Genomic DNA, 26,099 nt, shown 5'->3' with positions numbered 1-26,099 from the left:
ATGGCCAGCATCGCATTCATCGGCCTCGGCAACATGGGCGGCGGCATGGCCGCGAACCTCGCCAAGGCGGGACATGATGTGCGCGCGTTCGATCTCGATCGCGGCGCTCTGGAACGTGCGGTCGGGGCCGGCTGCAAGGCCGCGCCGGATGCCGCCGCGGCGGTCCGGGACGTCGACGCCATCGTGACGATGCTGCCGGCCGGACGCCACGTGGCGCAGGTTTATGCCGAGTCGGTGATCCCCCATGTGGCGCCGTCGACGCTGCTGATCGACTGTTCGACCATCGACGTCGCGACCGCGCGCGCCAATGCAGATCGCGCCCGCGATGCAGGTCTGGAGGCGGTCGACGCCCCCGTCTCCGGCGGTATTGCGGCGGCGAACGCCGGCACGCTGACCTTCATGGTCGGCGGCAGCGATGACGGCTTCGCGCGCGCCGAGCCGATCCTCGCCGCGATGGGCAAGGCGGTCATTCATGCCGGCGCCAATGGGGCGGGACAGGCGGCCAAGATCTGCAACAACATGATCCTCGGTGCGACCATGGCCGCCACCGCCGAAGCGTTCGCCCTGGCGGAGAAGCTCGGGCTGGACCCGGCGCGCTTCTACGACATCGCGAGCGTGTCCTCGGGTCAGAGCTGGTCGCTCACCAGCTACTGCCCGATGCCCGGCGTCGGCCCCGACAGCCCTGCCGACCGCGACTATCAGGGCGGATTTGCTGCGGCGCTGATGCTCAAGGACATGCGGCTGGCGATGGAGGCGGCGCAGAGTGTTGGCGCGGAAGTGCCGATGGGGGAACGCGCGACCGAGCTTTACGAAGCGATCGACGGTTCGCTCGACTTCTCCTCGATCATTCGCCGCTATCGCTGAGGCCGGCGACCGCGCGGAGTTGCGCGGCCAACGCAGCGCCGTGGTCGTCCCAGTTGAAGCGGGCGTGCGTTCGAGCCGCCAGGCGGGCGGGGTCGTGGGGCTGATCCAGCAGCGCTTCGATGGCCGCGGCGAGTGCAGCCGGCTCGCGTTTGACGAGCGCGCCGTCTTCGGCCCGTTCGACCGCCTCGCGGGCCGACGGGATGTCGGTGGTCACCACGCGCGTTCCGCAACCGAGCGCCTCCACCCATACGTTCGCGAGACCCTCGCGTTCGGTCGGGAGGACCATCAGGTCCGCCGCCTTTAACCAGGCTGGCACATCTCCATGCGCGAGCCCACCGAGGAAGGTGACGGCTTCGTCGACCCCGAGTTCGCGAGCGCGGCGTTGCAGCGCTGCCAGCTCGGAGCCCGCGCCTGCGACGAACCAGCGCAAGGCGGGCAAACGCTCGCGCAGCGTCGGAAGAGCTTCCAGCACGATCGCGTGGCCCTTCAGCGGGATCAGCGCCCCCACCGTCAACAGCGCAGGTCCGGGGCCGATGTCGAGCCGCCGCCGCGCCTCGTCCCGCCCCGCGGCGTTGAAGCGCGACGTATCAAGACCGGTGTAGCGGACGACGATCTTCTTCGCGGGAAACCCGAGCTTGGTCATGTGCTCGGCGAGGCTGGCGCTGACCGCGAAGATGCGTTCGGCGCGATGCGCCGCGTCCAGCATTTGCGCGAGGATAGGGGGTCGCCGTCGCCAAAACATGATGTCGCTCCCCCGCGCGGTCGCGGTAAACGGCAACCCCAGGTGTCGGGCGACCGTCGCAGCCGCCGCGGCATCGGGATGGAAAAAACCGGCGGTGATGACGTCGATGCCGCGTTCGCGGGCAATCTGGCGAGCGATCGGGAGCGCCGCGCGGGCCATCGCCGCAGCATCGAAGCGCGCGATGCGGGGGAGCGTCGTGAAACTTGGACGGTGAACCATGATGGTTTCATCCAAGCGGTCGACGCCAGGCTCCGCCGTGGTGCGATAGTGGGCGAGCAGGGAGAGTGGCCACGGCGGCCGCGCCACCGGTGCGATCACCTCGACCTCGACTCCGGGCTGTCTGGCGAGCGCCTGGGTCGATCGCGCCACAAAAATCCCGAAGTTGGGACGTGACGGGGTCGGGAAGAGCGAGGTGAGTTGCAGAACGCGCATGGCCGGGCCACCGCCGCTCACGCGTATTCGCGGATCAGCGTGACCACCGGGGCGATCCATTCGGGTCGATTGACGACGGCCTGCCGGGCGCCGGCGCGGAGGGGAACGAGTTGCAGGCGGCCGTCGTCGATCGCGATCAGCCGACCGAATGAGAAACGGCCGCCGCCCCTCGCCACCAGCACGTCCCGGTTAAGCGCGCTTGCGAACCGATCCGGTTCGACGCGGCGGCACCAGACACGATCCCCGGCACGATAATCTCCGACCGATTGCGCGATGTCGAGCGCGACCATGTCGCCCGAAGGCATCGGCGCGCGCGTCGATCGGGCGCGCGCGACGGGCTGGACCCGATCCTCGTTCAGCACCGCAACGACCGGGAGCTCGGTATTCAGCGGCGCGCCTCCAACCAAGGCGGCAGGGTCGACGCCCAACGCGGGCGCAAGCCGCATCAGCCACGGCACGCTGAGCGTTCGATTTCCCGTCTCCAGCCGCCCCACCGTCTGTGCCGTGGTGCGCGGTCGGGCGCGCGCGGCGACTTCCGCAAGCGTCATACCGCGATCGAGCCTGAGCCGCCTCAGTTCATTCTGCACCGCAACGCCCCCTTGCTTCGAACCAATCCGGATGGTGCCAACGGCTCTGAGATGCGTCAATGGTTCGGCGCGGGGCCTTACGTCGCGGCGAGCGCGTCCGCCATCTCGGCGAGAGCGAGCCAGCGTTCCTCCGCCGCGTCACGCTCGTCGCGCAGTTGCTGGAGCTCCGTATTGAGGCGGTCGAACGCGGCGCGGTCGCGGCCGTAAAGGTCGGGGTCGGAGAGCTTGGCTTCCGTGGTGGCGATCGCCTCTCCCAATTCATCGACACGGGCCGGGAGCAGATCGAGGTCGCGCTGGTCCTTGTAGCTCAACTTGGCACGGCGGGCGGTCGGGGCGGGGGTCGCGCCGGCGGTTTTCGGCGCCGGGTTCCGCTGCGCGGTGCGCGGGGCGGACCGCTTCGCCTCCCAGTCGGCATAGCCGCCGGCGATGATGTCGACATGCCCGGACCCGTCGAGCCCGAGCGTCACGGTCACCGTCCGATCGAGGAAATCGCGGTCGTGGCTGACGAGCAGGACGGTGCCTTCATAATCGGCGATGACTTCCTGCAGCAGGTCGAGCGTTTCGAGGTCGAGATCGTTGGTCGGCTCGTCGAGCACGAGCAGGTTGGACTCCCGCGCAAATTCGCGCGCGAGGAGCAGCCGCGACTGTTCGCCCCCGGAAAGCGTGCCGATCCGAGCGTCGACCAGCGACGGGTCGAAAAGGAAATCCTTGAGATAGCCGCGCAGATGTTTCTTGACGCCGCGCACCTCGATCCAGTCGCCGCCGTCGGCCAGGACGTCGCGCACGCGCTTTTCCGGAGACAACAGGCTGCGCTGCTGATCGATGACGATCCCGTCGAGCGTCTTCGCGCGCGTGATACTGCCCTCGTCCGGCGCGATCTCGCCGGTCAGAAGTTTGAGCAGCGTTGTCTTGCCGGCGCCATTGGCTCCGACGAGGCCGATGCGATCGCCCCGCTGCACGCGGAACGTGAAATCGCGGATGATCACCCGATCGCCGTAGCGCTTGCTGACGCGGTCGGCGGAGATAACCGATTTGGTTTTGACCTCGTCCTTGGCGAGGCCCAGCCGCGCGGTCCCTGCCGGCGCCAGCATCGCGGCGCGCTGCTCCCGCATGCGGTGCAGCGCTTCGAGCCGGCCCTGATTGCGTTTCCGCCGCGCGGTCACCCCGCGCGCGAGCCAATGGGCTTCGATCTTGAGCTTGGCGTCGAGTTTCTCGGCGGCCCGCGCCTCTTCGGCATAGGCCTCCTCCATCCACGCCTCGAAGCCGCCGAACCCGACGGCTTTCCGCCGCATACGTCCCCGGTCGAGCCACAATGTCTCCCGCGTCAGGCGCGTGAGGAAGGTGCGGTCATGGCTGATGACGACAAAGGCGCCGGTAAACCGACCCAGCCACCCTTCGAGCCAGTCGATCGCGGCAAGGTCGAGATGGTTGGTCGGCTCATCCAACAGCAGGATGTCGGGCGAACTCGCCAGCGCACGCGCGAGCGCTGCGCGCCGTCGTTCCCCGCCGCTGGCGGTCGCCGCATCGCGGGTGAGGTCGATCCCGATCTGATCGGCGATCGCCGCGACCTCGTGCGCGGCGGGCGCATCCGCCCCCCCGGTCGCGAAGTCGTGGAGGGTGCGACAACCAGCATAGCTCGGCTCCTGCTCGAGCATGACGACCCTGGTGCCGGGGACGATGGTGCGTTTGCCTTCGTCGGGCTCGATGCGGCTCGCCAGCAACCGGAGCAGGGTGGATTTGCCCGCACCGTTGCGGCCGATCAGGGCCAATCGATCGCGCGCGCCGATGTGAAGATCAAGGTCGCGGAAGAGCCAGCCGGCGCCTTGCACCAGGCCGAGCCCTTCCCAGGAGAGAAGCGGGGCTGCCATCCGCGCCGCTTAGGCGAGCGGCGGCGTGTCGCCAAGGCACGCGGCGTGCGCTCGTGCGTTCATGCCTTTGTCATGGCGCTGCTTTATGCCGGCGGCTGAAGGAGATGGTGATGCGAAGCGTTGCGATGAAAGCATTGTTGGCGAGTGCGCTGGTGATGGGGGTTGCCCCCGCCGCCGCGCAGACGAGTGGGGAAGTGCGCATGTCCGAAAGCCGCGATCCGCTGCTGACCTTCTCGATCACCGAAACGATGCGGCGCGCGCCGGATCGCGCGTCGGTCGGGGCGGGAGTCACGACGCAAGCGCCGACCGCGGTCGAAGCGATGCGCCAGAATGCCGAGCGCATGGCGCAGGTCGTGCGCACACTCCGTGCCCGCGGCGTGCCCGAGCGCGACATCCAGACCAGCGGAATCAACCTGTCGGCGCAATATGATCACACGCCCACGCAACGCGGCGAACCACCGCGTTTCACTGGCTACCAGGTCACCAACCAGGTTCGCGTGAGAACGGCGGATATCACCAATCTGGGTCGCCTGCTCGATGCGCTGGTGGAAGCCGGGGGCAATAATCTCGATGGCCCCGACTTTTATCTCGACCAGCCGGAGGAGGGGCTCGCGAGCTTGCGGGCGAGCGCGATGCGCAAGGCGGAAGCGCGCGCGGCCGAATATGCGCGGCTTGCCGGCGCCCGCGGGGCGAGGCTGGTGAGCGTGACCGAAGGCGGCGGCTATGCGCGGCCGATGCCTTACGCAGCGGATGCGATTGCGGTCACCGCCTCACGCGTAGAGGCGACGCCGGTCAGCCCGGGGCAGGTCCAGAGCAACCTTTTGCTCACCTTCCAGTACCGCCTCGAGCGCTGATGGCTTAACCGGGGGCGCCGTTCGGCCACGGCCAGGGGCGCTCCCGGTACCATTTGGTGATCACATATTTGCGCCCTTTGCGGACCTTCATCGCGTGGTGAAGCGTCCAGGGGTTGGGCTGGCCTTCGGGCGTTAAATTGCACCAGAGGAGGAGCTTGCCGCGCTCCGGCTGGTAGGTGCGTTCGATCGAAGCGAACCGCGTCGCCCCTCCGGCTTCGACGCTGTTGAGGTAGAGCATCGCCGTCCACGTTCGCTGCCCCGACACCCGCGTATGCGGTTCATAATCGATGCCCATGGGCTCGAAATAGTCGGTGTGGCCCTTGAACTGCTGCCCCGCATCATATCGCTGCCCCTGCAACGGCTCGCCGCAGGCCGGGTCGATCCCCGTCAGCTCCGCCAACCGTGCGTCGAGGGCGGCGACAACAGGGTCGCCATGGTTGAGGTCGCCCGTCTGGCTCGTGCGAAATTCGGGGTCGCCGATGTCGTCGGTGATGGTGGACGGTCGCACTGCGGCGTCGATGCGGTCGATCAACGCGGCGCAGCTCTGGTCGTCGCAGAATTTGGGCACGAACGCCTGCTGCAACCGGCTGTCCGGGACACAGCGCACACCGTTCGCGGCTTTGAGGCGGTCCCACGTCGTCGCCGCGCCGCTGCTGCCGAGGTCGTAAAGCATGCCCGCTGTTAGCGCGCGCCAGCTTCAATGCGAAGCGCCCTTGCTCTTGGGGGAGGGCGCCGCTATCGCGCCCCGGCCCCGCCTCATGGCCGGGCTTTCGCGCGTGGCGACCGTAGCTCAGCTGGTTAGAGCACCGGTTTGTGGTACCGGGGGTCGCGGGTTCGAACCCCGTCGGTCGCCCCACGCGCGATCCTCAATTCGTTGCAGATGAAACTGAGTGGACGACGCCCGCACGCCTGAGTAGGCGAATGCGCCATTTCCCCCTCCCAAGCTTCGGAGTGCGCCTGTCGTGACTGCCCCCTGGACCCTGCCCGATTTCGACGATCATGAAGGGGTGCATATCTTTCGCGATGCGCCGTCGGGGCTGACTGCGGTGGTCGCAGTGCACTCGACGCACCGTGGGCCGGCGGCGGGCGGCGCGCGCTACTGGCACTACGCCGACCCGGAAGCCGCGATCACCGACGCGCTTCGGCTGTCGCGCGGGATGAGTTACAAAAATGCGATGGCCGACCTGCCCTTGGGCGGCGGCAAGGCGGTATTGCTCGCCCCTGCGCCCGGCGCGGACAAGAGCGACGCATATCTCGCCGCGTTCGGAGGCGCCGTCGACTCGCTCGGCGGGCGCTATGTGACGGCCGAGGACGTCGGCATGTCGGTCGACAACATGATCGCGATCGGCCGTGCGACGCGCCACGTTTCCGGCCTTCCCGCCGCGGAGGGGAGCGCGGGCGGCGATCCGGGCCCGTTCACCGCGCACGGCGTCTATCTGGGCGTGCTGGCGGCGATCAAGCGCGGCCTCGGCAAGGACAGCGCGGCGGGTGTCCATGTCGCCGTGCAGGGCGTCGGCAGTGTCGGCGGCGGCGTTGCACGCAAGCTTGCGGCGGACGGCGCGAAACTGACGCTCGCCGACGTCGACCAGGCGCGCGCGGAACGCCTCGCGCAGGAACTTGGGGCAGAGGTCGCCGATCCGCAGGCGATCCTGTCGCTGCCCTGCGATGTGCTGAGCCCGAACGCATTGGGCGCGATCCTCGATGAAGCGAGCATTGCCGCGCTCCAGACCGGCGTCGTCGCCGGCGGTGCGAACAATCAACTCGCCACCGCCGCCGACGGGCAGCGCGTATTCGACCGCGGCATCGTTTATGCGCCGGACTATGTCATCAACGCGGGCGGGATCATCAACGTCGGTCTCGAATATCTGGGACAGGGCGGCCGCGACGAGGTGATGACCCGCATTGCGAAGATTCCCGCGCGGCTCGACGAGATCTGGGCCACCAGCGAAGCAGAACGCCGCCCCGCCAGCGACGTCGCCGACGCGATGGCACGGGCGCGGATTGGGCGGTAACCGACGCCCCCCTGTGGGGAGGGGGAGCACAGGCCCATCACAACCCCACCCTTCACAACGCCCGCCCGGCGGAGTAACGGCGCGCACGTGCACAAATTCGCGAATCCGGCACGGTTCCTGCGCATTGCGCAGCCGTTGACCCCGTGGCTGCTCGGCCTTGGCGTGTTGCTGGTGCTCGCGGGGAGTTACGGGGGCCTGGCACTCGTCCCGCCCGAGGCCAAACAGGGCAATGCGGCGCGCATCCTCTACGTCCACGTCCCCGCCGCCTGGCTCGGCATGGGCGGCTGGGCAGGGCTGGCGATCGCGGGGCTGGTGCAGATGATCTGGCGCCATCCGCTGGCGGGCATCGCCGCGCGGGCGATTGCCATTCCGGGCGCGCTGTTCACCGCGCTGTGTCTCGCCACCGGTTCGATCTGGGGCAAGCCGTCGTGGGGCACCTGGTGGGCATGGGACGGGCGGATGACGTCGATGCTCATCCTGCTATTCCTCTACATCGGCTATATCGCGTTCACGAGCCTCGACGGCAGCAAGGGCGCGGTCAGCCGGGCGGCGGCGATCTACGCGCTGCTGGGCGCGATCAACCTGCCGATCATCAACCGGTCGGTCGTGATCTGGCGCTCGCTCCATCAGCCGGCGAGCATCAGCGTCGGCAAGAGCGCGATCGCGCCCGAACTTCTGTGGCCGCTGGGCCTGACGGTGGTCGGGTTCAGCCTGCTGTTCGGTGCGCTGGTGCTGATGGGGATGCGTGCGGTCATCGCCGAAATCCGCATCGACGCGCGCCTCCGCCGCCTGGCCGCGGACTGAGCCTCATGATGCCGCCAAACTGGGAATATGTCATCGCGGCCTATGCGTTGAGCGCGGTCGTGACCTTCGGGACGATCGGCTGGAGCTGGCTGCGCATGCGCCGCGCCGAAGCGCAGGCCGAGCGCATCAAAGGGCGCGACTGATGGCGATGGCGCCCAAACGACAGCGGCTGATCCTCAGCATCAGCGCGGTCGCGGCGGTGATTATCGCCGGGCTGATCGCGACTTACGCGCTGCAGTCGCAGGCGTCCTTCTACCTGACGCCCACGGAGGCGAAGGCGCAGTCGGTGGCACCGGGCCGCGGCGTGCGGCTGGGGGGCATGGTCGAACGCGGCAGCCTGGTGCGCGCCGGCGACGGCCTCGACCTCAGCTTTCGTCTGACCGACGGCACCACCGCGTTGCCCGTGCGCTATCGCGGGATCGTGCCCGACTTGTTCGCGGAGGGGGCGGGGGCAGTCGCCGACGGCCATTTCGCACCCGACGGCGTGTTCGTCGCGACCCATATCCTCGCCAAGCATGACGAAAACTACGTCCCGCCGCAGATGACGCGGGCGATCGAACAACAAGCGGCACGCCGCGCGAGCGACGCACCCCGGCCATGATCGCCGAAATCGGTCATGCGCTGCTGTGGATGGCGGCAGCGCTCGCGCTGTTGCAGCTCGTCGTCGGCGTCCGGGAATTGCGCACCGGTGAAGCCGTGATGGGCGCGCGGCCGCTGGCGGTCGCTCAGGGGGCGCTGACCCTTCTCGCATTCGCGCTGCTGATCTGGCTGTTCGGCGTCACCGACCTGTCGGTCGATCTCGTCGCGCGCAACAGCGCGGTCGACAAGCCACTGCTCTATAAGCTGACCGGCGCGTGGGGTAATCACGAAGGGTCGATGCTGCTGTGGCTGTCGATCCTGTCGCTGTCGGGCATGGGGGTCGCGCTGTTCGAACGGCGTCTCGACCGGCCGACGCTGACCGCGACGCTGAGCGCGCAGGCGGCGCTCAGCCTCGGCTTTTTCGCGTTTCTGCTGCTCGTATCGAACCCCTTTTCGCGGCTCTATCCTGCGCCGGCAGAGGGCATGGGCCTCAACCCGCTGCTGCAGGACCCAGGTCTCGCCTTCCATCCGCCGACGCTTTACCTCGGCTATGTGGGGCTGTCGGTCGCGTTCAGCTTCGCCGTCGGCGCGCTGGTGACCGGGGTCATCGGCCCCGCCTTTGCGCGCGCCATGCGACCGTGGGTGCTGGGAAGCTGGGTGTTCCTGACCCTCGGCATCGTCGCCGGAAGCTACTGGGCTTATTACACGCTCGGCTGGGGGGGCTGGTGGTTCTGGGACCCGGTCGAGAACGCATCGCTGATGCCCTGGCTCGCTGCGACCGCGCTCCTCCATTCGGTGAGCGTCACCGCGACCCGCGACGCGTTGCGCGCATGGACGCTGATGCTCGCGGTGATCGCCTTTTCGATGTCGATGATCGGCACCTTCATCGTCCGTTCGGGGCTGCTGACCAGCGTGCACAGCTTCGCGGTCGATCCGCAGCGCGGGACGTTCATCCTCGCGCTGCTGGTGATCTACATCGGCGCGGCGCTCGTCTTGTTCGGCTGGCGCGCCGGCGCGGTGCGGGAGGGAAAGAGCTTCGCCCTGTTCAGCCGCGAAGGGGGCATCGTCGTCAACAATCTGCTGCTGACCGCGATCCTGTTCATCGTGCTGGTCGGCACGCTCTACCCGATCGTCGCCGAGGCGCTCGGCACGCGCATCTCGGTTGGTCCCCCTTATTTCAATGCGGCGGCGGGGGTGCCGGCGCTGATCATGGTGGCGGTTCTGATGATCGGGCCGCTGCTGCGTTGGCGAGAAGACAGCCCGCAACGCGCGCGGCGGTGGTTGCCCGTCATGGCAGGGGTGACGCTGGCGAGCGGCGCAGCGGCCTATTTGCTCGCCCCCGGCATCCGGGTGCTGCCGCTCGCTGGTCTTGCGCTCGCCCCCGCACTTGCGCTGCTGTCGCTGGTGCCGCTGATGGGGCGCAAGCTGTCGCGCGCGCCGCTCACCCTTTGTGGGATGGTGATCGCCCATCTGGGGGTCGCGGTCGCGCTCGCGGGTATGGCGAGCGAGAGCGCGTTCACCTCCGAACGTCTGGCGAGCCTGCGCGCGGGCGAGGTGACGCGGGTGGCGGGGTGGGAGGCGCGGCTCGATGAGGTACGGCCGCGCGTCGGCGAGAACTTCACCGCCCTCGAAGCCGTGGTACGCCTGTCGCGCGGCAACGATACCGTCGTGCTGCGCCCACAGGCGCGCAGCTTCGCCCGGCCGCAGATGGAGACATCGGTCGCAGCTCTGGCGACGCGAGCGGATGGTCAGCTCTACGCGGTGCTGGGCGCGGGGATGGTGGACGGACGGTGGCCACTGCGGCTTTGGTGGAAACCGTTCGTGTGGGCGATCTGGGTCGGCGGCGTGATGATCGCCCTCGGCGGCGTGCTCGCGCTGATCGGCCGCTTGCAGCCGATGCGGGCTTGGCGTGCGCGCCGCCACCAATCGGCGTTCGTGAGCCGCTACGCATGAAGCGTCCCATCATCTGGCTGCCGCTGGCGATATTGAGCCTGCTCGCGATCATGTTCGCCTGGCGCCTCGCGCATCCCGGCGAGGTGTCCGTGCGGTCCGCGCAGGTCGGGGCGATGGTTGCGCCCATCGACCTGCCGGCGGCACGAGCCGATCGACCGGGCGTCACCCCGGCCCTGCTGAGCGACGGCCGCCCCAAGCTCGTCAATCTGTTCGCCAGCTGGTGCGTGCCGTGCCGCGCCGAAGCGCCCGAACTCGAACGACTCCGCGAGGCGGGGGTGCCGATCGTCGGCATCGCCATCCGCGACAGCGCGCCGGCGCTCGATCGCTTCCTCGCCGAAACGGGCAATCCCTATATCGCGATCGGCAACGACGTGCGCAGTAGCGCGATGATGCAGCTTGGCGCGGCCGGGGTGCCGGAAACCTTCGTGCTCGATGGCGCCGGGCGGATCGTGATGCAGCATCAGGGGCCGCTGACGCCCGCCGAGCGGCCGCGCCTGTTGGCGGCTCTGCAAGGCGCAGCGCGATGACTGCGCGGTCGTTCCTCCTCGCGCTGGCCGTGACGCTGACGATTCCGGTCGCAGCGCAAGCGCAGCAGGACGTACCGCCCGCGCCCTACGCTTATGCGCAGATTGCCGATCCGGCGAAGGAGCGCGTGGCGCATGATCTGATGGCCACGCTGCGCTGTCTCGTCTGTCAGGGGCAATCGTTAATCGACAGCGATGCGCCGCTGGCGGGGGACATGCGGCACGAGGTGCGCAGTCGCATCGCCGCGGGCGAAAGCCCTGACGCGGTGCGCGCCTGGCTGATCGGACGCTACGGCCTGTGGGTGACCTACGACCCGCCGCTGACGCCAGCTACATTTCTGCTGTATGCGGCGCCCATAGTGGCGCTCGGCGCGGGGCTGTGGATTGCCGCACGACGCTTTCGGCGCCGGGGGAGGGGGGCTGAGGCGTGAAGACGACGATCCTCATCCTTCTGATCGGAGCGACCGTGATCGGGGCCTTGTGGTGGGCACACCCGCGGCAGCCGCGGGCGCGCGCGCCGCTGTTCGCGACCGTGGCACTCGGGCTCGCCGCCTATTTCCTGATGGGCTGGCCGGGGATCGAAGGCACGTCGGCGCGGGTCGCGACCCCGGCGCAATTCGGCGCGCCGATCGACGACACGCGGGCGCGTTTCACGCAGCGCGGGAACCCGTCGACGGGGCTGCTCAATTTTGCCGACGGGCTGATCCGCACGGATCGCTCCGCCGACGCGGCGCGAATGCTCGAACGAGCGATCGATCGTCGCCCAAACGACCCCGACCTCTGGCTGGGCTACGCCAACGCCCTTGCGGCAGTCAGCGATGGCAAGCTGTCCCCCGCGGCCCGCGTGGCGTTCGATCGCGCGCAGATGCTTGCGCCAGACAGTCCGGCGCCGGTGCTGTTTCGCGCACTTGCGCTCGCGGAAACGGAGCCTGCGGAGGCGCGTGCGCTCGTCGAACCGCTGCTCGCCGCCGCGCCGCGTGATGCATGGTGGCGACCGCGGGCGGAACGCGTGCTTGCAACTCTCCCGCGCGAGCCTACACCACCGCCTCCCGACTCGGAGTGACGCTTCCGATGATCCATGCCGACGACGCGCCCGACACGCCGGTCGCGACCGACCCGTCCGGATTGCCCGACGAGCGTGGGCATCATGTGGGGGGCAGCCTGCCCAAGCTGATGCTGGGGGCGACGGGCGTGGTGTTCGGCGACATCGGCACCAGCCCGATCTACGCCTTTCGCGAAACATTCGTCGGCCATCACCCGATGGCGCCGACGGCCGGGCATGTCTTCGGCGTCCTCAGCCTCATCTTCTGGTCGATGATGATCGTGGTGACGTTCAAATATGTCAGCATCATCATGCGCGCCGACAACAAGGGGGAGGGCGGCAGCCTCGCGCTGCTCGCGCTGATCAACCGCTCGACCGGAGGCAGCCGGCGCTGGACGGCGCCCATCGTGGTGCTGGGCGTTTTCGCGACCGCGCTCTTCTATGGCGATTCGATGATCACGCCGGCGATGTCGGTGTTGTCGGCGTCAGAGGGCCTCAAGGAAGTTAGCCCCGCGTTCGAGCCCTTCGTGCTTCCGATCGCAGTGGGATTGCTGGTCGGCCTGTTCCTCATCCAGTCCCGCGGCACCGCGAAAGTCGGCGCGTTGTTCGGGCCGATCATGGTCACCTATTTCACCACCATCGCGGTGCTGGGGTCGATACAGCTTTTGCAGAACCCCGCCATGCTCGGCGCGCTGTCGCCGCATCATGCGATCCTGTTCCTCGCCGAGACGGGGTTCGGCGGTTTCGTCGCGCTCGGCGCGGTGGTGCTGGCGATCACCGGCGCCGAAGCACTCTATGCCGACATGGGGCACTTCGGGCGCAAGCCGATCAGCTGGGCGTGGTATCTGATCCTCGTCGCGCTGATGCTCAATTATCTCGGCCAAGGGGCGATGATCCTGTCGGGCGATGCGGCGCATGCGGCGGATATGGTGAAGAACCCGTTCTTCCTGCTCGCGCCCGAACAGTTCCGCATCGGCCTCGTCATCCTCGCCATCCTCGCCTCGCTGATCGCGAGCCAGGCGGTGATTTCGGGGGCCTTCTCACTGACCCAGCAGGCGATTCAGTTGGGCTTCATCCCGCGCCTCAGGATCACCCACACCTCGGAGCACGCTGCGGGGCAGATCTACATCCCCAGCCTCAACTGGGCGCTGATGATCGCGGTGCTGCTGCTGGTGCTGGCGTTCCGCACCTCGTCCAACCTCGGTGCGGCCTATGGCATCGCGGTCACGGGCGCGATGTTCATCGACACCTGCCTGCTGGCGGTGGTGCTGTTCAGCCTGTGGAAGTGGAACCGCATCGTCGCGGGGCTGCTGATCGCGATCTTTTTCACGGTCGACCTCGCCTATTTCAGCTCCAACCTGATGAAGGTGCCGCAGGGTGGCTGGGTGCCGCTGATCGTCGGCCTCGCCATCTTCACGCTGCTCACCACCTGGGCAAAGGGGCGCAAGCTGATGCAGGATCGGCTCGCCGAAGGGTCGATGCCGATGCCGCTGTTTGTCGAAAGCGCGGCGGGCAGCGCCACGCGCGTGCCGGGCACCGCTGTATTCATGACCAGCGCCGCATCGGGAGTGCCAGCAGCGCTGCTCCACAACCTCAAGCACAACAAGGTGCTCCACGAACGCGTTGTCCTGCTGACCGTCGAAATTCGCGACGTGCCGTTCGTGGATGAGGAAAAGCGCGCTTCGATCGAGGACCTGGGCCACGGTTTCCGCCGCGTCGTCCTGCGTTACGGCTTCATGCAGACACCCGATGTGCCCGCGGCGCTCAGTGACATGTCGGCATGCGGCCCCAAGTTCCGCATGATCGAAACGAGCTTTTTCCTCTCACGCCAGACGCTGCTCGCGTCGTGCAAGCCCGGCATGGCGATCTGGCGCGAAAAGCTGTTCGCCTGGATGCTGCGCAACGCGGAAAGCGCGATGGAGTTCTTCAGGCTCCCGACCAACCGCGTGGTGGAGCTTGGCAGCCAGGTCGAGATTTAGCGGCGCGTTCGCGGCAGAGCGCAACGCCGGGGCGGCGGGTGTGGTTTAAATTGCTCACCTAGCGCACGCGCGCCTGCAGGCTGGCGTAGCCGTCGCGATATTCGCGCTCGAGCCGGTCCACGAGCGCCGCGACCGGCACCACCTCCCGCACCGCGCCGACGCCCTGGCCGGAGCCCCAGATGTCCTTCCACGCCTTTTTGTCGGTATTGCCGCCCGAACCAAAGTTCATCGTCTTGAGGTCGCCCGACGGCAGATGATCGGGATCGAGCCCCGCGCGCTCGATTGAGCCGCGCAGATAATTGCCGTGCACCCCGGTGAAGAGGTCGGAATAGACGATGTCGCTGGCCCTCGCGGTGACGACCTCGTCCTTGTAACCGTCGACCGCGTTCGCTTCGCGGGTGGCGATGAAGGCGCTGCCGATATAGGCGAAATCCGCACCCAAGGCCTGCGCCGCCAGGATCGACCGACCGTGCGCGATCGCTCCCGACAGCGCGATCGGCCCGTCGAACCAGGCGCGAATCTCCTGCATTAGCGCAAATGGCGACAGCGTGCCCGCGTGCCCGCCCGCGCCCGCCGCGACGGGGATCAGGCCGTCCGCCCCCTTCTCGATCGCCTTGCGCGCGAAGCGGTCGTTGATGACATCGTGCATGGTGATGCCGCCCCAAGCGTGCACTGCCTGGTTAAGATCCTCACGCGCGCCGAGCGACGTGATCGTCAGCGGCACCTTCCACTTGGCGCAGGTCATCAGGTCGGCTTCGAGCCGGTCGTTCGAGCGGTGCACGATCTGATTGACCGCGAACGGCGCGGCGGGGCGGTCCGGATTTTCGCGGTCGTACGCGGCGAGCTCCTCGGTAATGCGATGCAGCCATTCGTCGAGCTGGCTTTGCGGTCGCGCGTTCAGCGCAGGGAAGCTGCCGACGATCCCCGCCTTGCACTGCGCGATGACAAGGTCCGGCCCCGACACGATGAACAGCGGCGAGCCGATCACCGGCAGGCGGAGGCGATCGAACAGGGCGGGCAGGGGCATCACATCACTCCGGTCGCAGGGGTCGAAGCTGACCTTAACGTCAACGTGAAGTCGAGCAAGCCCGGGTCGCGGAGGGCGTTGCGCTTATCCGAGCGTTGATCTTAGCTTATCGCACAGCGCCCCGAGCGCGCGCGGGTAGAGCTGATGCTCCGCGATCAGCACGCGGCGCGCGAGCGTCTCGGGCGTGTCGTCCGGCTGGATGGCGACGGCCAGCTGCCCGAGGGTGGGGCCGGCGTCGAGTTCCGCGGTGACGAGATGCACGGTGCATCCGGCTTGCGCATCGCCCGCCGCAATCGCCCGCGCGTGCGTGTCGAGCCCGGGGTGGCGCGGCAGCAGCGAAGGGTGGATGTTGACCATCCGGCCGCTCCACGCGCTGACAAAGCCGGGGGTGAGCACGCGCATATAGCCGGCGAGCGCCACGACACCGCAGCCCGCGGCGCGAAGCTCGGCGTCGAGCCATGCTTCATGCTCCTCGCGAGCAAGCCCGCGGTGCGACTTCGCGGCGGTTGGCACCCCCTCGGCACGCGCGAGCGCCAATCCGCCGGCCGTCTCGTCATTGGCGAGGACGACAGCAATCTCGAACGGGCAGTCGGGCAGACGGCTCGCGTAGAGCAGGGCGGCCATGTTGGTGCCCGTGCCGGAAATCAGCACGCCGACGCGAACGCGGCGCGGGCTGCGCGCCTCAGCCATGATGTTCCGCGCGCCAGGAGCCGCGCGCCGACCAGGTTTCGGCCGAGCCCGTGACGGTACAGCCGCGCACGCCCGCGACGATTTCACCGATGCGCTGCGCGCGCTCGCCGGCAGTGGTCAGGGCAGCGATGACCCCCTCGCAATCCTCCGCTGCGACGATGGCGACCATGCCGATCCCGGCGTTGAAGGTGCGTGCGAACTCCTCCGGCTCGATCGCCCCCTGCGCCTGCAGCCATGCCATCAGTCGCGGCAGCGGCCAAGCGTCGGCGTCGACCATCGCATGAGCATCATGCGGCAGCACGCGCGGGATATTCTCGAGAAGCCCGCCGCCGGTGATGTGCGCCAGCCCCTTGATCTGCCCGGCGCGAATCAGGGGCAGCAGCGAAGCGACATAGATGCGCGTCGGCGTCATCAGCGCGTCGATGAGCCGCACGTCGATGTCGAACGGGGCGGGGCGGTCGAGGCGCCAGCCCTTGTCCGCCGCGAGGCGCCGCACGAGGCTGAACCCGTTGGAGTGAACCCCGCTCGACGCCAGCCCGATCAGCACGTCGCCCGGCGCGATGTTCCTGCCCGTGAGCAGGTCTTCGCGCTCGACCGCGCCGACGCAAAAGCCCGCGAGGTCATAATCCTCGCCAGCATACATCCCCGGCATTTCGGCGGTTTCGCCGCCGATGAGCGCGCAGCCGGCGATCCGGCACCCCTCCGCTATCCCCGCGATGACCCGCTCCGCCACCGCCGGGTCGAGCTTGCCGGTCGCGTAGTAATCGAGGAAAAACAGCGGCTCGGCCCCCTGCACGACCAGGTCGTTGGCGCACATCGCGACGAGGTCGATGCCGACATGGTCATGCGCGTCATGCTCGATCGCGAGCTTCAGTTTCGTGCCGACGCCATCGTTGGCCGCGACGAGCAGCGGGTCGCGAAAGCCGGCGGCTTTGAGATCGAACACCCCGCCGAATCCGCCCAGGTCGGCGTCCGCGCCCGCCCGTCGTGTCGATCGGGCGAGCGGCGCGATTGCCCGGACCAGCGCGTTGCCCGCCGCGATCGAAACGCCCGCATCGGCGTAGGTATAGGGTTCGTTTCCGGGCCGGTGGCCGTCGAGGTCGCTCATGCCTGCGCTGCTAGCGACAAGGCCCTTGGATTTCCACGCCGCAATCGCCAAAAGACGCGCGCGATGTTGAGCTCTCGTCCCTCTGTGCGCCGCGCGGCGATGGTTGCCGCATGCGCCGCGTTGATTGCGGTCGGTGCGGCTCAGGCGCAGATCGAGCCCGGCAATCGCGGGATTCAGCCGATCGGCAGTTCCAACGACCTCGCCGTCGCAGGCATCCAGGTCGATGAAAAGGGGGAGACGGCGGAGGAGGCCCGCCTCAACGGCTGGCGCGAGGCGCAGCGCAAAGGCTGGGAGGCGCTGTTCAAACAGACCAACGGCGGCGCCACCGCTCCGCAACTGGCGGATTCGGTGCTGGACGGCATCGTTTCGGCGATCGTCGTCGAACGCGAACAAATCGGTCCGGGGCGTTACGTCGCAACACTCGGCGTGCAGTTCGACCGCGCCCGCGCCGGGGAAATCCTCGGCACCTCCGGTCGCATCTTCCGCTCGCCTCCGTACCTCGTGATGCCGGTGGTGATCGAAGCGGGCGTGCCGCAGACCTTTGCGTCGCGCAGCGAATGGCAGCGCGCGTGGGCCGAGTTCCGGACGTCGGACAGCAGCGTCGATTATGTCCGCACCGCCGGCAACGGCTCGGACCTGCTGCTGCTCAATCCTGGTCAGGCGCAGCGGCGTCAGCGTCGCTGGTGGCGCGACATCCTCGACCAATATGGCGCGAGCGACGTCCTGATTCCGACCGTGCGGATCGAGCGCAGCTATCCCGGCGGCCCTATCACCGCTCGGTTTGCCGCACGTTACGGGCCGGATAACGAACTTCTCGGCACGGCGGCGCTGACCACCAACTCGCCCGCGGGGCTGCCGCGGTTGATGGATGAAGGCGTGCGCCGCGTCGATGCCATCTATCTCGCCGCGCTGGCCGACGGGCGGCTGCGAACCGATCCGTCTCTGGTGATCCCCGATCCCGTGCCGGTCCCCGCGACGCTGCCCCGGCCCGTCCCCGCGCGCCCCACCGAAGGCGGGCAAAGCCCCACTTCCGCAACGCCGGGCACGGAGCCCGACGCTGCCAGCGGCAGCGCGCCCGTCGAAACGCCGCCGGCGGTCGAGACCAACAGCTTCTCGATCCAGGTCGAAACCCCCACCGACGCCTCGGTTAATGCGGCGGAGGCGGCCTTGCGCGGGATTGCCGGCGTGGAGAGCGCGGCGACCAGCAGCGCGGCGATCGGCGGCGTGTCCGTGGTGCGCGTCCGCTTCCGGGGCGATTCGGACGCGCTTCGCAGTGCGCTGTCGTCCGCCGGCTGGCGCGTCGCATCCGAAGGCGGAAATTTCCGCATCGCGCGTTGATCCCCGCATGAACGACGAACTGCCGCTGTTCGGCGATCGCGCGGCCTGCGACACGGCGCGCCCGACCCAGCTCGGCCTCCCGCTCGGCTGGCGGCGGGCGGAGCGGCAACTGGTCGTGGGCGCGTCGCTGGCGCAGTTGTCGCGCGCCTTGTTCGATCTCGACCGCACTCCCGACGTTGCAACGCTGCTCGTCGGCCCACCCAGGTCGGGGCGTACCCTGATCGGAGAAGCGCTGCGCGCGCGCGGTTACGCGGTGGTCGACGACATCGAGCAACGCTCTGACGACGATCTTTTCCACGCCTGGAACCGCGCGCGGGAGGAGGCGGCGCCGCTGCTGATGATTGCGCGCGCCGACTTTTCGATCGACAGCCGCGCGCTTCCCGATTTGCGCACCCGCCTCGGCAGCGCGACCCGGGTCGAGGTCGGCCGGCTCGACCCCTGCGAAGTGCGGGCGAGGGTGGTCGACGCGGCGTCGCGGGTCGGAAGCCATCTGGGCGAACCCGCCGCCAGCTACATCGCGGCGCGGGTCGAGCGCAGTCACGTCGCGGTCGCCGCGGTCTGCGATGCATTGAGCGCGCATCTGGCCGCCGGCGGCGGCTCCGGGCTCCCCGCGGTTCGGGCGATGCTCGCGTCGGCCGGGCTTATCGATATCGGCGCGGTTGCAGCGTGATGGCGGGACCGTCGTCCATGTTCTTCAACCGCGAACTGTCGTGGCTAGCGTTCAACCGGCGGGTGATGGAGGAGGCGCAGAACCCCGCGCATCCGCTGCTCGAACGGCTGCGTTTCCTGTCGATCTCGGGCAACAACCTCGACGAATTTTTCATGGTCCGCGTCGCCGGGATCAAGGCGCAGAAGCTGCAGGGTGTCGAAAGCCGGTCGCTCGATGGCCTCACGCCCGGCCGCCAGCTCAAGCTCATCACCGGCGCCGCTCAGGCGCTGGTCGCCGAACAGCAGGACGTGTGGGCGTCGCTGCGCGGGGAACTCGCCGACGCGGGGATCGAGGTCGTCACGCAGCTCGCCGACGCGGAACCGCTGCGGGCCGAGCTTGAGCCGCTCTTCGTCGAACAGATCTTTCCGCTGTTGACGCCGCAGGCGCTCGATCCGGCGCACCCGTTCCCGTTCATCCCCAACAAGGGGCTGGCGGCGATCTTTGCGCTCGAGCGCGACGGGGAGGACGTGCGCGAACTGGTGATGATCCCGCCCGCCGTGCCGCGCTTCGTCCGGCTGGACGGCGACCCGGTGCGCTACATCGCCATGGAAACGCTGATCGCGCTCTTCGCCGACCGGCTGTTTCCGGGGTTCGCCGTGACCGCGCACGGGCGCTTCCGGCTGATCCGCGACAGCGACATCGAAATCGAGGAGGAGGCGGAAGACCTCGTCCAGCATTTCCGAACCGTCCTGCGCCGCCGCCGCCGCGGGCGTGTCGTCCTGTTCGAGATCGACGCCGGCATGAGCGACGGCCTGCGCGCCGACCTCCTCGACGAGGCGGAGGCGGAGGCGCCCGAGATCATCACCCTGTCGGGCGTGATCGGCATCGGCGCGCTGGCGGAGGTCGTCAGCGAAGATCGCCCGGAGCTCAAATTCGCGCCCTATTCCGCACGATTTCCCGAACGCATTCGCGATCATGGCGGCGACTGTTTCGCGGCGATCCGCGCCAAGGACATCATCGTCCATCACCCGTATGAGAGTTTCGACGTCGTGCTGTCGTTCCTGCGGCAGGCGGCGGCGGATCCCGATGTGCTGGCGATCAAGCAGACGCTCTACCGCGCCGGCGACCAATCACCGGTCATCCGGGCGCTGATCGAGGCGGCCGAGGCGGGCAAATCGGTCACCGCGGTGGTCGAGCTCAAGGCCCGCTTCGATGAAGAGCAGAACCTCCACTGGGCGGCGCAGCTCGAACGCGCGGGCGTGCAGGTCGTGTACGGCTTCATCGACTGGAAGACGCACGCGAAGGTGTCGATGGTCGTGCGGCGCGAGGGCGGCGGGTATCGCACCTACTGCCACTTCGGCACCGGCAACTACCACCCGGTCACCGCGCGCATTTACACCGACCTCAGCTTTTTCACCGCCGACCCCGCCTATGGTCGCGACGCGGCGCAGCTGTTCAATTACATCACGGGCTATATCGAGCCGCGCGATCTCGAACGGATCACCATTTCCCCGCTCGGCCTGCGCGATCAGCTGATGGCGCTGATTGACGTCGAGATCGAGCACGCGCGCGCCGGTCGAGGGTCGGGCATCTGGGCGAAGATGAACAGCCTCGTCGACGGCCCGATCATCGAAAAACTCTACGAAGCAAGCCGCGCCGGGGTGGAAATCGAACTGGTCGTGCGCGGCATCTGCTGCCTGCGGCCGGGCGTTCCGGGCATGTCGGAGAATATCCGCGTCAAGTCGGTGGTCGGCCGCTTCCTCGAACACAGTCGCGTCGTCGCTTTCGGCAACGGCGACGCGCTGCCCAATCCGAACGCCCGCGTGTTCCTGTCGTCCGCCGACTGGATGGGTCGCAATTTCGACCGCCGCGTCGAATATCTGGCGGAGATCGAGAATCGGACGGTCCACGATCAGGTGCTGGACCAGGTGCTCACCGCCAATCTGCTCGACACCGAACAAAGCTGGCGGCTCGAAAGCGACGGACGTTACGTCCGCGTCGACCCCGGCGAGCGCCCCTTCAATCTGCACCGATACTTCATGACCAACCCGTCGCTGTCGGGCCGGGGCGAGCTTGGCGGCGGCAGCGACGTGCCGGTGCTGGACGTGGGGGACGCGCTTGGTTGAGCAGGGCAGCGACGTGGCGGAGGCGCGGCGCGCGATCATCGACATCGGCTCCAACTCGGTGCGGCTGGTCGTCTTCGCCGGAGCGGAGCGCGCGCCGTTCGCGGTCTTCAACGAAAAGCTCGCGGTCGGTCTGGGCGCCGAACTCGCGACCACCGGGTCGATCCCGCCCAAGCGATTTCGGCGCGCGCTGGATGGTCTCGCACGCTTCCGTGCGCTGACCGACGCGATGGAGCTGTCGAGCGTGCGGACGGTCGCCACCGCCGCCGTGCGCGATGCGAAAAACGGCGATGCGTTCCTCGCCGCCGCACGCGACATCGGCCTCGACGTCGAGCTATTCTCTGGCCGGGAGGAGGCGCGGGCCGCTGGCCTCGGCGTGATCTGCGCCATTCCGCGCGCCGACGGGATCGTCGCCGATCTCGGCGGCGGAAGCCTTGAGCTCGTCCGCATCGGCGGCGGAGAGACGCGGCACCATTCGAGCTTTCCGCTCGGCGTCCTGCGGCTCCCGGCGCTGCGCCGCGATTCGGGCAAATCCTTTTCACGCACCATTGCCAAGCTGCTGAAAGGCGCGGGTTGGCCGGCGGAGGACCGCAACCTCCCGCTATATCTCGTCGGCGGCTCGTGGCGGGCGCTGGCGCGCTACGACATGATGATGCGCCGCTGTCCGCTGCCGGTCGTGTCGGGTCACCATTTTCCGCTCGACAGCGTGCCGCGCATCGCGCGCCGCCTCGCCGCGACCGACCTCGCGACGCTGGAGGCGATGAAGGGCCTGTCGACGAGCCGCACCGATTCGATGGCGGACGCGGCGGCGCTGCTGGTCGCGCTGACCCGGACGCTGGAACCAAGCGACCTCATCGTCTCGACCGCCGGCCTGCGCGAAGGGCTGCTGTACGACGCGATGAGCGCGCCCGTTCGCGCGCAGGATCCGCTGCTGGTCGCGGCGGAGCATGAGGGGCGGCGCTTCGCCCGCTTTGCGCCGCACGGTCGCGCCGTCGACGATTGGATCGCGCCACTGTTCGGCGACGATGATGCCGAGGCCCGGCGGCTGCGTCTCGCTGCGGGAATGATGGCGGAGGTCGCATTCAGCGCGAACCCGGATTTCCGCCCCGAACGCGCGGTCGAGATCGCCCTCCACGGCCCGTGGCTGGGGATCGACCTCTCCGACCGACTGGTGCTCGCGCAGGCGCTTCACGCAGCGGCCGGGGGCAGCGGCCGGGCGGTGACGGAGGCGGATGCTCGCCACGACGCGCGCCTCGTCCGCGCAAGTCACTGGGGCCTGGCCGTCCGGCTCGCCGAGCGCCTGTCGGGCGGCGCGCCGCATGTCTTTTCGACGACGGATTTGCGCCTGGGCGCCGATGGCACGGTGGAACTCAAGCTCTCGTCGCAGGCGCGCGCGCTCGCCGGCGAACAGGTGGAGAAACGCCTGCGTCAGCTCGCCAATGCGCTCGGGCGTGGTTACCGCGTCGTCGCCTAACCGCAGCTCAGCCGAACGATGCGCCCGTTTGCGTCGAGGTTCGCGTTGAGCCGGTCGGGGCGATAGTCCATCGTCACCGCATCATTGGGGCCGATCCAGCGCAGCGATTTCGCCTGCGACCGCGCGGCGACATCGCGCTTGACCTGATCGGTCGCGTTGAGCCCGACGTAGGTCGCGACCAGCGACGCGCCGCATTCATCGCCTTCATCGCGCAGCGAGATGGGTTCGCGTTGGCCGGTGGTCGTCTCGCGCTCGACCGGGGCGCACGCGCCCAGTAGCGCCACCAGCGCGGCTGCGGCCATTACGCGCATCGTCAATCTCCCTTATCGCTGCTCACGTCGTCGCCGTTCGTTTGAGCGCCGCGCATCATCTTGAGCCGACCGTTGGTCACGGTGAAACCGAGCCGCCCCTCGACCAGTTCCAGCGCGTCCTGTCCGAACACGTCGCGCCGCCAGCCGGTGAGGATCGAAAGGCCGTCCCGCACGCCGCAAGCCAGCGATTCAAGCTCGTCGCTGCGCGCGATCAGCCGGGCGGCAACATTCATTTCGCGCGCCCGAATCTTGAGCAGCAGTTTGAGGAGGTCGGCGACCAGCACGCCCTCCTTGCCGAGCCCCTGTCCGCGCGGAGGGCAGGGTGCCTCGTCCCGCTGCACATTGGTTGCCCCTGCTAGCGCCGCCATCAGCCGCGCTCCGATGTCGTTGTTGCGCCAGGCGGGCGACAGACCGCGAATGCGGGTGAGATCTTCCTGGCGCTGCGGCGGATGCGCCGCGATCTCGAGCAGCGTTTCGTCCTTGGCGATCCGGCCGCGGGGGAGGTTCTTGCCGCGCGCCTCGCGTTCGCGCCACGCGCCCAGCGCGCGCAGCCGGCCGAGCACGTCGGGCTTCTTGGTCGGCGCCTTGATCCGCAGCCACGCATCGTCGGGATCGAGCGCGTAGTTCGCGGGGTCCGCGAGCTTCTCCATCTCCTCGTCCAGCCAGTGACCGCGGTCGGTCTTGCGCAGCTTGTCGAGCATCATCGGCACGATCTTGGCGAGATGTGTCACGTCGGCGATGGCATAGTCGAGCTGGCGCTTGTCGAGCGGGCGGCGCGACCAGTCGGTGAAGCGCGCGCCTTTATCGAGGCTGATCCCGAGCCAGCTTTCGACGAGGTTCGAATACCCCAGCTGTTCCGCCTGCGCGAGCGCCATCGCCCCGATCTGCGTGTCGAAGATCGGGTGCGGCGTCTTGCCGGTGAGGTTGTAGATGATCTCCACATCCTGCCCGCCGGCGTGGAATACCTTGAGCAGGTCTTCGCGGTTGACCAGCAGGTCGAGCAGGCAGCTGAGGTCGATGCCGTCGGCCAACGGGTCGATCGCCGCGGCATGATCGCGGCTGGCGACCTGGATCAGGCAGAGTTCGGGGTAATAGGTCGACTCGCGCATGAATTCGGTGTCGACCGCGATGAAGTCGGCGTCTGCCACTTGGGCGCAGAATGTTTCGAGCGCGGCGGTGTCGGTGATCAGGTTCACATCGGGCATGGCTGCCGCGCGTTTATCGGCTTTGCCGGATTCCGCAAACCGCGTGGCGCTCGGCACCCGCGCGCGGTTGACAAAATGCGCCCCCCCGCGCTCAAGGCCGCGCCATGACGACCGCATCGACGCTTCACGCCTATCGCTCGCACAACTGCGCCCAGCTGACCGCCGCCGACGTCGGGGGCAGCGTTCGCCTGTCGGGTTGGATCCATCGCAAGCGCGACCATGGCGGCGTGCTGTTCATCGATCTGCGCGATCATTACGGCATCACGCAGATCGTCGCCGACAGCGACAGCCCGGCCTTGCCGATCCTCGAGGCGGCACGGGTCGAGAGTGTCGTCACCATCGACGGGGAGGTGAAGGCGCGCTCCGCCGGCACGGTCAACGCCAATCTCCCGACTGGTGAGATCGAGGTGTTCGCGCGCGGCGTCACGGTCCAGTCGGCCGCCGCCGAACTGCCGCTGCCGGTGGCGGGGGAGCAGGAATATCCCGAGGACATCCGTCTCAAATACCGCTTTCTCGACCTGCGGCGCGAGCGGCTGCATCGCAACATCCTGCTGCGCTCCAACGTGATCGCCTCGCTGCGGCGGCGGATGATCGAACAGGGCTTCACCGAATTTCAGACACCGATCCTGACCGCGTCGAGCCCAGAAGGCGCGCGCGATTTCCTCGTGCCCTCACGCCTTCATCCCGGCAAATTCTATGCGCTCCCGCAGGCGCCGCAGATGTTCAAGCAGTTGCTGATGGTCGCCGGCTTCGACCGTTACTTCCAGATCGCGCCCTGCTTCCGTGACGAGGACGCGCGCGCGGACCGCTCGCCGGGCGAATTCTACCAGCTCGATTTCGAGATGAGCTTCGTCACGCAGGACGATGTGTTCAACGCGATCGAGCCGGTGCTCGCGGGCGTGTTCGAGGAGTTCGCCGACGGTCGCCAGGTGACCCCGGCGGGCAGCTTCCCGCGCATCCCCTATCGCGAGGCGATGCTCCGCTACGGCAGCGACAAGCCCGACCTTCGCAACCCGATCGAGATCACCGACGTCTCGGACCATTTCCGCGGCTCGGGCTTCGGGCTGTTCGACAAGATCGTCGGCGACGGTGGTGTGGTGCGCGCGATCCCCGCGCCGGGTACTGCGGACAAGAGCCGCAAATTCTTCGACGACATGAACGAATGGGCGCGCGGCGAAGGCCATGCCGGGCTCGGCTACATCACGCAAAAGGGTGGCGAGCTGGGTGGGCCGATCGCCAAAAATCACGGCGAAGAGGCGACGCGTGCGCTGATCGCGCAGCTTGGCCTCGGCCCCGACGACGGCATTTTCTTCGCAGCCGGTCCCGAAGCGAAGGCGGTCAAGCTCGCCGGGGCGGCGCGCACTCGGGTCGCGGAGCAGCTGGGCCTCATCGAACCGGGCGAATTCCGCTTCTGCTGGATCGTCGACTTCCCCATGTTCGAACGCGACGAGGACACGGGCAAGATCGATTTCAGCCACAACCCCTTCTCGATGCCGCAGGGCGAGCTCGAGGCGCTGGAGACCAAGGACCCGCTCGACATCCTCGCCTGGCAATATGACATCGTCTGCAACGGGGTGGAGCTGTCGTCGGGCGCGATCCGCAATCACCGCCCGGACATCATGTACAAGGCGTTCGAGATCGCGGGCTACACGCGCGAGGACGTCGATCGCGACTTCGCAGGCATGATCAACGCCTTCAAATATGGCGCCCCGCCGCACGGTGGCTCGGCGCCGGGGGTGGATCGCATCGTCATGCTGCTCGCCGACGAGCCCAACATCCGCGAGGTCGTGCTGTTCCCGATGAACCAGAAGGCGGAGGATCTGATGATGAACGCGCCCGGCACAGTCGCGGACAAGCAGCTCAAGGAACTGCACATCTGCTTGGACGGCGCCGCGCTCGACGGGCCGAAGTAACGCTCGCTCTCCCGGCGGGGC

At 68.3% G+C, this 26,099-nt stretch carries 24 protein-coding genes, 1 tRNA gene and 1 pseudogene; 17 read left to right on the top strand and 9 right to left on the bottom strand.

All coding sequences use genetic code 11. The features are described from left to right. Positions 1-864: a 3-hydroxyisobutyrate dehydrogenase gene (gene mmsB, locus ACRYJK_RS05400; protein ID WP_482666521.1), complete on the top strand. Its 864-nt coding sequence runs from the start codon at positions 1-3 to the stop codon at positions 862-864. On the opposite strand, the gene ACRYJK_RS05395 is transcribed toward mmsB, so the two are convergent. From ACRYJK_RS05395 to ACRYJK_RS05385, 3 genes are all read right to left on the bottom strand, one after another. Further along, positions 845-2,038, bottom strand: coding sequence for a glycosyltransferase (locus ACRYJK_RS05395; protein ID WP_482666520.1), 1,194 nt, complete (start codon positions 2,036-2,038; stop codon positions 845-847). The genes mmsB and ACRYJK_RS05395 overlap by 20 nt on opposite strands. Before the next feature lie 17 nt (positions 2,039-2,055). Continuing rightward, complete coding sequence (locus tag ACRYJK_RS05390; protein ID WP_482666519.1) at positions 2,056-2,625, bottom strand: helix-turn-helix domain-containing protein; 570 nt, start codon at positions 2,623-2,625, stop codon at positions 2,056-2,058. A 77-nt stretch (positions 2,626-2,702) separates the two neighbouring features. Beyond that, complete coding sequence (locus tag ACRYJK_RS05385; RefSeq protein WP_482666518.1) at positions 2,703-4,493, bottom strand: ABC-F family ATP-binding cassette domain-containing protein; 1,791 nt, start codon at positions 4,491-4,493, stop codon at positions 2,703-2,705. Positions 4,494-4,618: 125 nt separating this feature from the next. Between ACRYJK_RS05385 and ACRYJK_RS05380 the strand changes: the two genes are divergently transcribed. Next, a complete protein-coding gene (locus ACRYJK_RS05380) occupies positions 4,619-5,347 on the top strand; it encodes an SIMPL domain-containing protein (RefSeq protein WP_482666517.1) in 729 nt (242 codons plus the stop codon). 4 nt (positions 5,348-5,351) lie between these two features. On the opposite strand, the gene ACRYJK_RS05375 is transcribed toward ACRYJK_RS05380, so the two are convergent. Continuing rightward, entirely contained in the window at positions 5,352-6,020 is a 669-nt protein-coding gene (locus ACRYJK_RS05375) for a prolyl hydroxylase family protein (RefSeq protein ID WP_482666516.1), read from the bottom strand. 106 nt (positions 6,021-6,126) lie between these two features. Here ACRYJK_RS05375 and ACRYJK_RS05370 point away from each other — a divergent pair. The 10 genes from ACRYJK_RS05370 (at position 6,127) to ACRYJK_RS05325 (ending at position 14,240) form a co-directional block, all read left to right on the top strand. Further along, positions 6,127-6,203, top strand: a tRNA-His gene (locus tag ACRYJK_RS05370). A gap of 106 nt (positions 6,204-6,309) precedes the next feature. Next, on the top strand, positions 6,310-7,359 hold the full coding sequence (locus ACRYJK_RS05365) for a Leu/Phe/Val dehydrogenase (RefSeq protein ID WP_482666515.1): 1,050 nt from the start codon (positions 6,310-6,312) through the stop codon (positions 7,357-7,359). A gap of 87 nt (positions 7,360-7,446) precedes the next feature. After that, positions 7,447-8,163, top strand: coding sequence for a heme ABC transporter permease CcmC (gene ccmC / locus ACRYJK_RS05360; protein ID WP_482666514.1), 717 nt, complete (start codon positions 7,447-7,449; stop codon positions 8,161-8,163). A gap of 5 nt (positions 8,164-8,168) precedes the next feature. Continuing rightward, positions 8,169-8,306 carry a heme exporter protein CcmD gene (gene ccmD / locus ACRYJK_RS05355; protein ID WP_482666513.1) on the top strand — a complete coding sequence of 46 codons (138 nt, stop codon included), beginning with the start codon at positions 8,169-8,171 and terminating at the stop codon, positions 8,304-8,306. Between the two features lie 5 nt (positions 8,307-8,311). Further along, positions 8,312-8,764 carry a cytochrome c maturation protein CcmE gene (gene ccmE / locus ACRYJK_RS05350; RefSeq protein ID WP_482667403.1) on the top strand — a complete coding sequence of 151 codons (453 nt, stop codon included), beginning with the start codon at positions 8,312-8,314 and terminating at the stop codon, positions 8,762-8,764. Further along, complete coding sequence (locus ACRYJK_RS05345) at positions 8,761-10,695, top strand: heme lyase CcmF/NrfE family subunit (protein ID WP_482666512.1); 1,935 nt, start codon at positions 8,761-8,763, stop codon at positions 10,693-10,695. The genes ccmE and ACRYJK_RS05345 overlap by 4 nt, the downstream gene beginning before the upstream one ends. Further along, a complete protein-coding gene (locus tag ACRYJK_RS05340; protein ID WP_482666511.1) occupies positions 10,692-11,222 on the top strand; it encodes a redoxin family protein in 531 nt (176 codons plus the stop codon). Before ACRYJK_RS05345 ends, ACRYJK_RS05340 begins: the two co-directional genes overlap by 4 nt. After that, the gene (locus tag ACRYJK_RS05335) at positions 11,219-11,650 is read left to right on the top strand and encodes a cytochrome c-type biogenesis protein (RefSeq protein WP_482666510.1); all 432 of its coding nucleotides are present in this window, start codon (positions 11,219-11,221) and stop codon (positions 11,648-11,650) included. Before ACRYJK_RS05340 ends, ACRYJK_RS05335 begins: the two co-directional genes overlap by 4 nt. Beyond that, a complete protein-coding gene (locus tag ACRYJK_RS05330) occupies positions 11,647-12,282 on the top strand; it encodes a tetratricopeptide repeat protein (RefSeq protein WP_482666509.1) in 636 nt (211 codons plus the stop codon). Before ACRYJK_RS05335 ends, ACRYJK_RS05330 begins: the two co-directional genes overlap by 4 nt. A gap of 8 nt (positions 12,283-12,290) precedes the next feature. After that, positions 12,291-14,240 (top strand): potassium transporter Kup, encoded by a 1,950-nt coding sequence (locus tag ACRYJK_RS05325; RefSeq protein ID WP_482666508.1) that lies wholly within the window; start codon positions 12,291-12,293, stop codon positions 14,238-14,240. Positions 14,241-14,298: 58 nt separating this feature from the next. Here ACRYJK_RS05325 and ACRYJK_RS05320 read toward each other — a convergent pair whose 3' ends face one another. From ACRYJK_RS05320 to purM, 3 genes and pseudogenes are all read right to left on the bottom strand, one after another. Next, on the bottom strand, positions 14,299-15,267 hold the full coding sequence (locus tag ACRYJK_RS05320; RefSeq protein ID WP_482666507.1) for an NAD(P)H-dependent flavin oxidoreductase: 969 nt from the start codon (positions 15,265-15,267) through the stop codon (positions 14,299-14,301). 114 nt (positions 15,268-15,381) lie between these two features. Beyond that, positions 15,382-15,957: pseudogene (gene purN, locus ACRYJK_RS05315) on the bottom strand (phosphoribosylglycinamide formyltransferase); the annotation flags it as partial. Beyond that, positions 15,950-17,065 (bottom strand): phosphoribosylformylglycinamidine cyclo-ligase, encoded by a 1,116-nt coding sequence (purM, locus tag ACRYJK_RS05310; protein ID WP_482666506.1) that lies wholly within the window; start codon positions 17,063-17,065, stop codon positions 15,950-15,952. The gene purM and the pseudogene purN, both read right to left, overlap by 8 nt. 63 nt (positions 17,066-17,128) lie before the next feature. Here purM and ACRYJK_RS05305 point away from each other — a divergent pair, with 63 nt between their 5' ends. The 4 genes from ACRYJK_RS05305 to ACRYJK_RS05290 are packed head-to-tail and all read left to right on the top strand — an operon-like array spanning position 17,129 to position 22,649. Then, entirely contained in the window at positions 17,129-18,403 is a 1,275-nt protein-coding gene (locus tag ACRYJK_RS05305) for a heavy-metal-associated domain-containing protein (protein WP_482666505.1), read from the top strand. A gap of 7 nt (positions 18,404-18,410) precedes the next feature. Then, complete coding sequence (locus tag ACRYJK_RS05300) at positions 18,411-19,073, top strand: P-loop NTPase family protein (RefSeq protein WP_482666504.1); 663 nt, start codon at positions 18,411-18,413, stop codon at positions 19,071-19,073. Further along, positions 19,073-21,178 (top strand): RNA degradosome polyphosphate kinase, encoded by a 2,106-nt coding sequence (locus ACRYJK_RS05295; protein ID WP_482666503.1) that lies wholly within the window; start codon positions 19,073-19,075, stop codon positions 21,176-21,178. The genes ACRYJK_RS05300 and ACRYJK_RS05295 overlap by 1 nt, the downstream gene beginning before the upstream one ends. Further along, positions 21,171-22,649 (top strand): Ppx/GppA phosphatase family protein, encoded by a 1,479-nt coding sequence (locus ACRYJK_RS05290; RefSeq protein WP_482666502.1) that lies wholly within the window; start codon positions 21,171-21,173, stop codon positions 22,647-22,649. Before ACRYJK_RS05295 ends, ACRYJK_RS05290 begins: the two co-directional genes overlap by 8 nt. Here the strand turns inward: ACRYJK_RS05290 and ACRYJK_RS05285 are convergent. Together ACRYJK_RS05285 and rnd are read right to left on the bottom strand one after the other, a co-directional pair. Further along, complete coding sequence (locus tag ACRYJK_RS05285; RefSeq protein WP_482666501.1) at positions 22,646-22,960, bottom strand: I78 family peptidase inhibitor; 315 nt, start codon at positions 22,958-22,960, stop codon at positions 22,646-22,648. The genes ACRYJK_RS05290 and ACRYJK_RS05285 overlap by 4 nt on opposite strands. A 2-nt stretch (positions 22,961-22,962) precedes the next feature. Then, positions 22,963-24,165 carry a ribonuclease D gene (gene rnd, locus ACRYJK_RS05280; RefSeq protein ID WP_482666500.1) on the bottom strand — a complete coding sequence of 401 codons (1,203 nt, stop codon included), beginning with the start codon at positions 24,163-24,165 and terminating at the stop codon, positions 22,963-22,965. Positions 24,166-24,269: 104 nt separating this feature from the next. Between rnd and aspS the strand changes: the two genes are divergently transcribed. After that, entirely contained in the window at positions 24,270-26,078 is a 1,809-nt protein-coding gene (aspS, locus tag ACRYJK_RS05275; protein WP_482666499.1) for an aspartate--tRNA ligase, read from the top strand. Positions 26,079-26,099: the final 21 nt, after the last annotated feature.

Source organism: Sphingomonas sp. BLHR8 (genome assembly GCF_056821725.1).
Note: the sequence above shows the minus strand (reverse complement) of the source record. Positions and strands in the feature narration are given on the sequence as shown.